The organism is Seleniivibrio sp. (assembly GCF_021209385.1).
Taxonomy (GTDB): Bacteria; Chrysiogenota; Deferribacteres; order Deferribacterales; family Geovibrionaceae; genus Seleniivibrio.
Window position 1 is genome coordinate 113,867 of sequence record NZ_JAJOIL010000009.1, and the last position, 10,230, is coordinate 124,096.

11 protein-coding genes are annotated in these 10,230 nt (G+C 44.5%); 3 read left to right on the forward strand and 8 right to left on the reverse strand.

The window, feature by feature from the left end; translation table 11 throughout:
• Nucleotides 1-10: 10 nt before the first annotated feature.
• The 8 genes from LRY47_RS03145 to LRY47_RS03180 form a co-directional block, all read right to left on the reverse strand.
• Nucleotides 11-2,095: an adenylate/guanylate cyclase domain-containing protein gene (locus tag LRY47_RS03145; RefSeq protein ID WP_295222498.1), complete on the reverse strand. Its 2,085-nt coding sequence runs from the start codon at nucleotides 2,093-2,095 to the stop codon at nucleotides 11-13.
• A 102-nt stretch (nucleotides 2,096-2,197) separates the two neighbouring features.
• Nucleotides 2,198-3,301 carry a hypothetical protein gene (locus LRY47_RS03150; protein WP_295222500.1) on the reverse strand — a complete coding sequence of 368 codons (1,104 nt, stop codon included), beginning with the start codon at nucleotides 3,299-3,301 and terminating at the stop codon, nucleotides 2,198-2,200.
• Nucleotides 3,302-3,400: 99 nt separating this feature from the next.
• On the reverse strand, nucleotides 3,401-4,519 hold the full coding sequence (locus LRY47_RS03155) for a CsgG/HfaB family protein (RefSeq protein WP_295222502.1): 1,119 nt from the start codon (nucleotides 4,517-4,519) through the stop codon (nucleotides 3,401-3,403).
• A 205-nt stretch (nucleotides 4,520-4,724) separates the two neighbouring features.
• On the reverse strand, nucleotides 4,725-5,297 hold the full coding sequence (locus LRY47_RS03160; protein ID WP_295222503.1) for a uracil-DNA glycosylase: 573 nt from the start codon (nucleotides 5,295-5,297) through the stop codon (nucleotides 4,725-4,727).
• Nucleotides 5,284-6,486, reverse strand: a complete 1,203-nt coding sequence (gene coaBC / locus LRY47_RS03165) for a bifunctional phosphopantothenoylcysteine decarboxylase/phosphopantothenate--cysteine ligase CoaBC (protein WP_295222505.1) — start codon at nucleotides 6,484-6,486, stop codon at nucleotides 5,284-5,286. The genes LRY47_RS03160 and coaBC overlap by 14 nt, the downstream gene beginning before the upstream one ends.
• On the reverse strand, nucleotides 6,479-6,691 hold the full coding sequence (gene rpoZ / locus LRY47_RS03170) for a DNA-directed RNA polymerase subunit omega (RefSeq protein ID WP_295222507.1): 213 nt from the start codon (nucleotides 6,689-6,691) through the stop codon (nucleotides 6,479-6,481). The genes coaBC and rpoZ overlap by 8 nt, the downstream gene beginning before the upstream one ends.
• 15 nt (nucleotides 6,692-6,706) lie before the next feature.
• The gene (gene gmk, locus LRY47_RS03175; protein WP_295222510.1) at nucleotides 6,707-7,318 is read right to left on the reverse strand and encodes a guanylate kinase; all 612 of its coding nucleotides are present in this window, start codon (nucleotides 7,316-7,318) and stop codon (nucleotides 6,707-6,709) included.
• Nucleotides 7,315-8,184 carry a YicC/YloC family endoribonuclease gene (locus LRY47_RS03180; protein WP_295222512.1) on the reverse strand — a complete coding sequence of 290 codons (870 nt, stop codon included), beginning with the start codon at nucleotides 8,182-8,184 and terminating at the stop codon, nucleotides 7,315-7,317. The genes gmk and LRY47_RS03180 overlap by 4 nt, the downstream gene beginning before the upstream one ends.
• 81 nt (nucleotides 8,185-8,265) lie before the next feature.
• Between LRY47_RS03180 and LRY47_RS03185 the strand changes: the two genes are divergently transcribed.
• The 3 genes from LRY47_RS03185 to LRY47_RS03195 all read left to right on the forward strand — a co-directional run bounded on the left by LRY47_RS03185 (nucleotide 8,266) and on the right by LRY47_RS03195 (nucleotide 10,113).
• Nucleotides 8,266-9,006: a slipin family protein gene (locus LRY47_RS03185; RefSeq protein ID WP_295222514.1), complete on the forward strand. Its 741-nt coding sequence runs from the start codon at nucleotides 8,266-8,268 to the stop codon at nucleotides 9,004-9,006.
• Nucleotides 9,007-9,257: 251 nt separating this feature from the next.
• Nucleotides 9,258-9,557, forward strand: a complete 300-nt coding sequence (locus LRY47_RS03190; protein WP_295222516.1) for a hypothetical protein — start codon at nucleotides 9,258-9,260, stop codon at nucleotides 9,555-9,557.
• Between the two features lie 31 nt (nucleotides 9,558-9,588).
• A complete protein-coding gene (locus tag LRY47_RS03195; RefSeq protein WP_295222518.1) occupies nucleotides 9,589-10,113 on the forward strand; it encodes a putative phage abortive infection protein in 525 nt (174 codons plus the stop codon).
• Nucleotides 10,114-10,230 lie beyond the last annotated feature (117 nt).

Sequence of the window (10,230 nt, forward strand, 5' to 3'; positions counted from 1 at the left end):
ATGTATTCTCCTATTTTGTTTTCATGGTATATGTTCCGTCCCATTCAGCCGGCGGGGCATCTTCGATGTATTCTCTGCACCGCTCGGTGAAAACGGATGATGTAGGATCGCCTGCTGTCTCAAGCTCTGCGAAGACAGCCAAAGCGCCCTCAAAGTTCCTCGCGAAATACATATCCAGCCCCTGATGGAATTTTTCTGCCAACTCCCTGTTTTCGGGAGTATTCTCCATCACCTCGTATATTTCGACAGGTTCCTTTTTGCCTTTCACACGAACCTTGTCCAGCTTGCGCGACAGATACTGCTGTTTGCAGTGGGCAAGGGTATATTCGCTGACCACGATACGCGTTTTATAAGCCTTACAGAGACCTTCCAGTCTCGAAGCAAGGTTAACGCTGTCGCCTATGGCGGTATATTCAAAACGCACGGTGGAACCCATGTTTCCGCATACGGCGGGACCGGAATTCACACCTACGCCCACGTCTATGTTCGGAAGTCCGGCTTCCGTAAATCGTCCGTTTATCTCATGCAGTGTACGGATAAGCTCCAGTGCCGTCTTGACAGCCATATCCGCGTGATCAGGAAGGTCGAGCGGAGTGTTGAACAGCGCCATCATGGCATCGCCTATGTATTTATCCAGCATACCCTTGTTGCGCAGGACAACTTTGGTCATCGGGTCATGTATCTTGTTCAGCATGGATGTCAGCTCCGATGCCGTAAGCTTTTCGGAAAGAGTTGTAAAACCTCTGATGTCGGAAAACATTATAGTGATGAAACGTTCCTCGCCGCCCAGTTTCAGCTTGTCCGGATCCTTCTGTATCTCCTCAACAAGTTCCGGTGAAACATACGAGGCGAATGCCTTTTTAACCTCTTTTGCTTTACGCTCGACAGTGAAAAAAGCAAAGGACTCCAGCGTCATTATCATAAGCGCGGAAGGCGCCATGGTATAGAATTCGTGCTGCCAGTGATTGCCGAAAATGAACATCGCGTATGATGCCGCAAGGGTCGCCGCAAGCGAACCGATATAAAGTATGATCCTGTAATGCTGTTTGCGCAGATAGCTTATCATGAAGATAACAAGCATCAGTAGGGCAACAGAGGAATAGTCATATATGTGGGAAGTTGTCAGAAATTCGTTGTTAAGCAGGTTGCTCAGCGCGACATAGTGCAGCGAGACCCCCGGAGTGACCGCATCTATAGGGGTGGGACGCATATCGTAGATACCGACCTCCGTAACACCGACTATAACCATCTTGTCCTTGAAAAATGAGGGCGGTACCTCGCCGTTTATGACTTTATAAGCGGAAATATACTGTACATCGTCATAATAGTTCAGACGGAAGTATGAATCGTCTTTTATATTAACCTTATCTATCTTAAAGCTTTTAACGCCCTTTTCGTTCAGGACAAGGTCAGCGTCTTTGTTCAGTCCGTAACGCATCATCTGAACTGCAAGTGGCGGGAAAATGTAACCTTTGTGGATGTATGCCAGCGGATAGTTCCTGTAAAGCCCGTCTGCATCCGGTTCTGTACTAAACGATGCGCAGGTGAGACCGGATTCGGCAACAATGGGGATATTCACTTCGGCATACGGAAACTCTTTGACACCTACTGACTTCCCCTGAACGTCATAGTTCAGGTAGGCACAGTTTTCAAGATAATCTATCGCCTGTTCAGTGGTCTCCTCGGTAGCCTGTCCCCTGAAAAAGAAGCCCAGAATAACGTTTCCGCTGTTAGCTATGGAATCCGCCAGTGTTTCGTCGCTCTTTTCGTCGGAGTGTTCGGAAAAAACGATATCAAGCCCCACGATCGAAGCCTGACTGAGATTTGAGAACATCTTTGCTATAACGTCCCGCGGCCATACCCATCGTCCGAGAATATTGACGCTGGGTTCGTCTACGGTGACTATTACAAGTCTTTTGTCCGGCTTCGGAGCCATGCCCAGTCCGCTTCGTACAGCGAATTTAAGATCTTCGATACCAAGTGAGAATTTCTCTATAAAAACGGGTTTGTGATAAACCCCGGTACATCCGATCAGAATGAATAGGATAAGAATGAGGAGTCTGTAATTTTTAAGAAGCTTTTTAAGAAACAGCATAAGATTTTCCTGTCCGGTTTGTTAAGACAATATTTACACAGAAACAGAGAGGGTTCAATTAAATTTACGCAAAAAAAAGAGCGGTCAGAAGACCGCCCTGTTTTAATATAGCTTTTGAACCTGAATCAGATAATCGTTCAGGCGTACTATTTTATAATTCGGTTTGCTGCTTATGGCTGTCGCCAGATACAGCGCTTTTTCGGGATACTTCACGTCAAGCGTGTCCTTGCCGTTGTCGTTCACCTCAAGAACCCACGCGGTATAGCTGAGAGTCTGTTTCAGATCCATAAGGTCTTCTAAGGTGGTTTTGCCCACGAGCTGAACGCGTATATTCTTGCTGTTGATACCTTTTATCTTTTCAAGAACGGTGCTGACCAGTTTTGTGGAAACTTCATTATTCATGTTGTCCATCATCTGATGTGTCGCGTCTTCAAGAGTTGCACCCATTCCCCTTGCGGAGATGAAATCGCTGGCAAGTATCTTTGTGCCGGAACCCTGCTGAACAAGCAGCCGGTATGAAAGTCTTCCGGTCACTACGTTAAACGGTATAGAAACGCCGTAGCCGATGTCAGTTCCTTCTTTCGCAGTGGCAACAGTGTCAACTTTGCCTATGAGTATTGTACCGGAAAGATATTTGGAAGCGATGGCACGCATCGCCATATAGTTGTTGGTGCGCATAGCTCTGTCAAGCTCTGCGGTTTTGGTTCCGCTCGCATCTGCAATATCTATAACTTCAAGCTGGTTTGCTGTAAGTTCGCTTATAACCGTTTCAGTGAGAACGTTTGTCTCCTCAACATGTTTATCGGGGAAAACAACAGGTATCATAACCGCAACGGAAGTGTTCATGGCGATTGCGCCGATAGCGTCCTTCGCTTTTTCGGGAGATACGACAGCACTTATCATGATGCGGTATATCTGTCCGTCTTCCTCTTCCCCTGTAACCTTATAGCTCTGAACAACGCCCGATACTTCGTTTTTTATGGCTTCGTCAACAAGTACAGCGTTCTGAACTATGGTATCGGATTTTACACGGACGCCGGATGCCTCTTCCAGAGCCGCCCATTTTGCACGGGCTGTTGCCTGAAGTTTTGCTGAGGATTTGTCGCCGTTTATTATATCCGCTTCGCCCACAGCCGAAACAGTCACTGCCGCAAAAGCTGAAACCGTTAACATAAAAAGTGTCAAACTGAGTAACAATTTTCTCATACTGCTCTCCGAATGTATTTCTTATTAGTTTATAAGAAAATACACACTTTACAAGGTAGAAATAACAAACGGGCGGGAAAACCCCGCCCGATATATCACTTAGAAAAGTTTTTTGAACATGCTCTGTCCTTCGAGCTTTTTCCTCTGGATTATGCTTCCGACTTTTATTCTGGCGGTAACTTCCGGTTTGCCCTCGATGGCAACCCAGCTTTGTCCGGGCTGAACCTGTTCTGAAACGGTGATTTCAGCAGGAATGACACTCATTGTACATGTTGTTGCGTTTGTCATGGGATCTGTTATCTCCATAAAGTCAAACACTTCAAGTTTCTGACCGGGCTGCATTCCTTTTTCGGATCCGATGTTTATAAGAGCAACCGCTTTGTTGCCCCTAAGCTGCTGAATGTAACCTTTTTGGGCAAATTTTTCAGAAAAAACAGGTTTTATGTCGTCAACAGCTTCGCCCATAGCTTTTTTGGCGGCTGTAACAGCCAGCTCGGGGTTGAAGTTGCTGGAACCGCCAGCGACTTCGCGTCCTGTAACTTTTTCAGACACAAGAATCTGTCCTGTCTCAACTTCAATAAGCTGTACGGTCATCTCAACATTGATATTCCATCCCGCCTGAGTGTTTGCCAGTGCAGTTCCGATTGTAAGCGCCGCACCAAGTCCGCCGCCGACATTATTGTTATTGTCTATCTTTTCAACATATTTAGCGTCAATATTATCGACCGATCCGGTGATAAGATATTCAACACCCGCCATCTTGCCAAGTTTTACGGCAGTTGACGGATCGCCCACTGTCATCTGGAATTTCTGCTCTGCCATGATTTTGTCGAGCTTTTTGCGATCGAACATCTGAGTTCCGCCGACCTTGCTGATGGTGTTCTCAACAGCAGATCTGGCATATTCGCCAACCTTTGAAGATATCTGACGCTGAAAGCTGTCTATCTGAGTGTTAACCTTGATATCCGTCCTGTTTGCGCCGACATAACCCACGCCGACAGCACCGGGACCGCCAACGATTCCGGCAGCACCGGCAGAAACTGATTTTCTGGTTCCTTTGGTGTTAACACTCGTGTTAGTTGCTGTCATATCGCCGAATGTCGTGTTGTTATCGAATTCAACGACTGCAACTCTGGGAAACTCGATCTTGTAAGATGCTCTGCAAGCATTGGGAATGGCGATTCTCTCTGCATCTGCAGGAGAGATCTGATATGCCATCGGATCGACTTTGGGTCCTCCTCCTGTACAGGCCGAGAGCGCAATTAACCCGGCAACAAGAACTGTTGGTTTAAAAAAACGATTCATAACTTCCTCCAAGCACGTTGTATTATTATATACCACGAAATGCCACCAGTATGAAATAAAAGTTACTTAAGCCCCAATTCTTTCATGACCATTTGGAGGTCTTCCCAGCAAGGCTTTTTCATATTCGGATTGCGTAAAAGGTAGGCTGATGGTATGTTGGCATAACTTTGATACCGTTAAGATCGACAAATGAACCGCGAAGTTTGGTAATTCCCACATTTGTTCTCAAGAGATTCTGTGCGGCTACACTGCCGAGGCAAATAATTATTTTAGGTTTGATGTACTCTATCTGTCTGTAAAGGTATGGGATGCACGACATAGATTCGTTCTCAAAAGGATTTCTGTTCTCAGGCGGTCTGCATTTAACTATATTAGCGATATAAACCTTTTCGCGGCTAAGTCCCATCGCCTCTATCATTTTTGTGAGAAGCTGACCGGCTCTGCCCACAAAAGGTATACCCTGCTCATCCTCGTCCGCCCCGGGACCTTCACCGACAAACATAAGCTCCGCTTTCGTATTACCCACACCGAAAACAACGTTTTTTCTTGTGGAATGCAGAGGACATTTTGTACAGGACATGGTCTCCTGACGGAGCATATCAAAAGGATCGTTCACTGTTTCGCACCCTTCGGCTATCATCTCTGATATGCCGTATACGTCTTTTATTAAGTTATTCTCAAACAGAGCCATTCTTTTTTCCGTAAAGTTCAAGTGCAAGTGTCAGAAGTTTTTCCGCCGCTATATCTTTCGAGACCTTTCCGGTGCAGAAAGGTTCTCTGTCACATGAGAAAATCACGATTTCATTATTGTCCGCCTCAAAACCGATATCTGTTCTGGAGATATCGTTGGCGGCTATCATATCAAGTTTCTTCTCTGTCAGTTTTTTTTGTGCGTTGACTTCCAGATTGTCCGATTCTGCGGCAAAACCGACGAAGACCTGACCGTCTTTTTTCAGCGGCGCAAGCTCTTTGAGTATATCGGGATTTTTGACCAGACGAATTGTCATTCCAGCATCGTCTGTCTTCTTTATCTTCGTATCTGAATATTCAGCCGCGCGGAAATCCGCCACTGCCGCAGCCATAACGAGGATATCAGTATCCTCAATTGCCTGTTTAACAGCTTCCAGCATCTCAAGCGCTGACTGCACTTTCACGGTGTCAAAACCGTCGGTGCTGACACTTGTAAGCCCTGCAATGAGTTTGACCTCAGCACCCAGTTTCTGCGCCTGTTTTGCAACCGCAAGCCCCATCTTCCCGCTGGAACGGTTCGTAATGAACCGCACAGGGTCGATAGCTTCTGCTGTAGCACCAGCCGTAACAAGCACCTTAAGTCCTGTCAGCGGTCTTTCCTGACTGAAAACATAGTCGAATATCTCTTCCGGTTCCGCCATACGTCCCTTGCCCTCTGTTCTGCACGCCATCTCACCCGTGTTCGGGTCGATGAGGTCGTGTCCCAAAGAGGCGAGCAAAGCCAGATTCTTCTGAGTTACAGGGTTTGCATACATATCCACGTTCATGGACGGCGCAATGCGTATCGGTTTTTTATATGGAAGCACAGTAGATGTGAGGAGATCGTCCGCCATTCCGTGAGCGATCTTTGCTATGATGTTCGCTGTGGCGGGGGCGATGATGAACTCATCAGCCCAGCCTGCGAGCCAGACATGCTCTATTATCTCCGGCTCAACTCCCGCCTCGAACTCACCTGTATAAACACGGTTGCCCGTGATAGCCTGAAATGTCAGAGGAGTAACAAAGCGGCATGCAGCCTCGGTCATTATGACCTTGACCTCATACCCCGCTTTCACCATCAGACGACAGAGATGAACAGATTTGTAACAGGCTATTCCGCCTGTTACGCCGAGCAGTATCTTCTTAGTCATCCTGCTGATCGAAATCTATTTTACCGGTAATGATCTCGTTGAGAGCATTTGTGGTATTTTTGCTGTACTCGTCAGATTTCTTGGAAAGAGTGTCCTCTTTCGGGCTGTTCAGCTCGCGCGCGCGCAGTCCGGCAACGTGTACCAGCTTAAAGCGGCTTTTCAGATTGGGTTTGGAAATGATTTTTTCGATGTCAAGTAAAGGCAATTTATGTTCCTCCGTTTAGTTCAGATCCATTATGTCTTCTATTTTATCAACATCGCACGCGCGTAAATGCTCGGCGATGTATACTGCTTCAAGGTCGTTATACGCCCTGTTTATCTCTTTGTTGACTATAAGATAATCGTATTCATGAATATGCTGTATCTCTTCCCTTGCGTTTGAGAGGCGGATATTCATGATCTCTTCGCTCTCTGTTCTCCGGTTGATAAGTCTGGTGCGCAGGTCGCTCATGCTTGGTGCGGTAATAAAAATATATATGCCGTAATCCAGCGTGTTCTTAAGCTGTCTGGCGCCTTTCGGGTCTATATCAAGAAGTACGTCCCTGCCGGATGCAAGTATCTCTTCGACCTTGGTACGGCTGGTTCCGTAATAGTTGTCGTGTACCTTTGCCCATTCAAGAAACTCGCCCCGTTCTATCATCGCCTCAAACTCTTCAACGGAGATGAAGAAATAATCCTCGGTGTCGGTTTCGTCGTGTCTGGGCTTGCGTGTGGTGTATGAAACCGAGTAGCCTACAGTTTCAAAATTGCCGAGCAGACGGCTGCAAAGTGTCGTTTTTCCTGCACCGCTTGGTGCGCTCACCACAAAAAGCTTACCTTTACGCTTACTCATACCAGATTCTGCACCTGTTCGCGGATTTTTTCAATCTCGCTTTTTGCCTGTACAACATTATTAATGATAGCGGTCTTGCCGCTCTTTGAACCGATGGTGTTGAACTCGCGGTTGAGTTCCTGACACATAAAATCGAGCTTTTTGCCGCTCTCTTTCTCTGTGTCAATGATGGTTCTGAACTGTTCAACGTGTGACGCGATACGGGTTATCTCTTCGGAGATATCCGCTTTTTCCGCCATAACAGCGGCTTCCTGAACTATTTTATCTTCAGCATCCACGCCGAAATCAGCCATGCGTTTTTCAAACTTTTCGCGCCAGTATTCATAAACCCCTTCGCGGTTAATGTCTATGTCGGCGGCTATGGCTGTTAAGATATCAAGTCGGGCTTTGATGTCTTCGGCAAGGTTTCTGCCCTCAAGCAGTCTCATGCCGTCCATCTCTGCGGCGCATGTTTTTATACATCCGATAACGAAATCCGACAATCTCTGTCCGAGGTCGTCGGTCTCTTCCGTCTCTAAAATATCGTTGAAATTGAGGATGTGTTCAAGGCTTATTTTGCCATGGACGCCGAACCTGTCCTTAAGCTCTGTGAGGATGTTCATGTAGCTTTCAACCGCATCCTGACGCAGCACAGGTTTGTACTGCTGTTTTTTCAGTTTAAGGTCGATGTTCACATCAACTTTTCCGCGAACAAGAACGTCTTTCAGAACGTTTTTAAGGGTTATCTCCATGAAGTTGAAAAGTCTGGGCATCCTGACATTGCAGTCAAAATATCTGCTGTTGACAGATTTCATCTCTACTTTGATATCGCAGAGTTCGTTTCCTGTCATTATTTTACCGTAGCCGGTCATGCTTTTGGCGGTCATATTCAACCTTATAAGAAAATGATTTGCCTTTAAAGGCTTTTTGAGTTTAGAATAATAAACAAATTGTACTTGGAGGTCAATATGTTTCAGCTTCCTTTAGTGCTTCTGGTGCTGATTGTAATGCTTGCCATCAACTCAGTTAAGATTCTCAGGGAGTACGAGCGCGGAGTAATCTTCCGTCTGGGGCGCTATACAGGCGTCAGGGGACCCGGTGTCATCATACTGGTTCCTGTTCTGGAAAAAATGGTGAAGGTGAACCTGCGTACATTCGTTATGGATGTTCCTCCGCAGGATGTCATCACAAAGGACAACGTTTCTGTTAAGGTTAACGCGGTTGTATATTTCCGCGTTATGGAACCGAACAAGGCGGTCCTTGAGGTGGAGGACTTCTATTACGCCACAAGCCAGCTTGCACAGACCACTCTGAGAAGTATTCTCGGTCAGTTCGAGCTTGACGAAATGCTTTCCAACAGGGAGAAGATTAACCACGACCTCCAGGATGTTCTGGACAGCCAAACCGATCCTTGGGGCGTTAAGATTTCTGCTGTTGAAATGAAGCACGTTGACCTGCCCAATGAAATGCAGAGGGCAATGGCAAAACAGGCGGAAGCGGAAAGAGAAAGAAGAGCGAAAATAATCAACGCAGACGGCGAGATGCAGTCTGCTCAAAAACTGCACGAAGCCAGCGAAATTATGGCGCAGAACCCGCTGACAATCCAGATACGCTACCTGCAAACACTGAACCAGATAGCAAACGACAAAACGAACACCATCGTTTTCCCCATGTCTCTGGAAAACATCGGCAGTCTGTTTAAGAAGTAAATTTTCTATGGGGCGGCTTCGCAAGAGGTCGCCCCTTTTCTTTAATGTCAACTTAGGTTTCACTAAACACACAGCCAACACGACACACGCTGAGCTTGATTGATTTTCAAGATGTTATATTGTATTGTTGTATTATGGCATGCACGATTCTTTTGAAATTATATAATAACAACATATTAATAATTCTAATATCAGCTTACGTTTCACTTCTTTGCCAATTTTCAACTTTAAATGAAATATTTGAGGATAAGATGAGCAAAACATTAAACAAGAAACCAAAAAATAAAGCATTAATATTTGTAACTATTTTGGGGTTGATTCTTTTAATAACAATTACACTTTACTTGGATTCATCCGATAGTTTTGGATTTTCAGAATCTCTATTTTCTGGCTTGGCATTTATTGGTTTGATTTTTACATTGTTTATGCAGAAAGAAGAACTAGAAATGCAAAGGAATGAAATATCTGAAAACAGGTCTGTTTTAGAAAAGCAAGAGGAACAATTAAGAAAACAAAGAATACAAATGGAAGAAGCAAACTACTTTTCTTAAAAGCAAGCAAAATGAAAACACCTTTTTCAAAATGCTTGATCTGTATAATGATATTTTAAATAATATAGTTATAGATAAAGATGCAACTAGTGAAGACCAAAAGAAAGAAAAGTTTCATGGAAGAGAAGCAATCAATTATTCAATGAAAAATGTAATAGAAAGAATTTATATCAATAGCAAAGACAGATATTTTTTGGATGTGGTTAATGATAAACCTTGGTTACCGAGGAGTTCGTCAGGCAAAGTAACAGTTTCAGATAAAATACAAGCAGTTATTCCTAAATATTTAAAAGATAATAATGACCAATTTGGACATTATTTCAGACATATATTTCAAACCATCAAGTTTGCAGATGAAAATATGATTGAAAAAGAGTTAATTGATAACAATGCTAAATATGGGAAAAAGAAAAATACTTCTGCGTATAAATATGTAAAAATATTAAGGGCACAACTTTCAAATACAGAATTGGCTCTTTTATTTTATACGTCATTAACATCTGAAGGTAAAAACTTTATTGATTTAGGCTATTTTCAAGACTATGAGACCCTGTAAATAAAATTGTGTAAGTGCGATTAATCCGTTAGAAATATATAGGAGTAATTGCACATGGATCAGAAGAAGATTGATGAACTGGCAAGCATTTTTGCCAAAGAGATGAAGACCGAAAAA

Bases quoted from the DNA above. Each gene is read 5' to 3' on its own strand.
- gmk (WP_295222510.1), bottom strand. From the start codon at position 7,318: ATGAGTAAGCGTAAAGGTAAGCTTTTTGTGGTGAGCGCACCAAGCGGT.
- LRY47_RS03185 (WP_295222514.1), top strand. From the start codon at position 8,266: ATGTTTCAGCTTCCTTTAGTGCTTCTGGTGCTGATTGTAATGCTTGCC.
- coaBC (WP_295222505.1), bottom strand. From the start codon at position 6,486: ATGACTAAGAAGATACTGCTCGGCGTAACAGGCGGAATAGCCTGTTAC.
- LRY47_RS03160 (WP_295222503.1), bottom strand. From the start codon at position 5,297: ATGGCTCTGTTTGAGAATAACTTAATAAAAGACGTATACGGCATATCA.
- LRY47_RS03150 (WP_295222500.1), bottom strand. From the start codon at position 3,301: ATGAGAAAATTGTTACTCAGTTTGACACTTTTTATGTTAACGGTTTCA.
- LRY47_RS03190 (WP_295222516.1), top strand. From the start codon at position 9,258: ATGAGCAAAACATTAAACAAGAAACCAAAAAATAAAGCATTAATATTT.
- LRY47_RS03195 (WP_295222518.1), top strand. From the start codon at position 9,589: ATGCTTGATCTGTATAATGATATTTTAAATAATATAGTTATAGATAAA.
- LRY47_RS03145 (WP_295222498.1), bottom strand. From the start codon at position 2,095: ATGCTGTTTCTTAAAAAGCTTCTTAAAAATTACAGACTCCTCATTCTT.
- LRY47_RS03155 (WP_295222502.1), bottom strand. From the start codon at position 4,519: ATGGCATATCAGATCTCTCCTGCAGATGCAGAGAGAATCGCCATTCCC.
- LRY47_RS03180 (WP_295222512.1), bottom strand. From the start codon at position 8,184: ATGACCGCCAAAAGCATGACCGGCTACGGTAAAATAATGACAGGAAAC.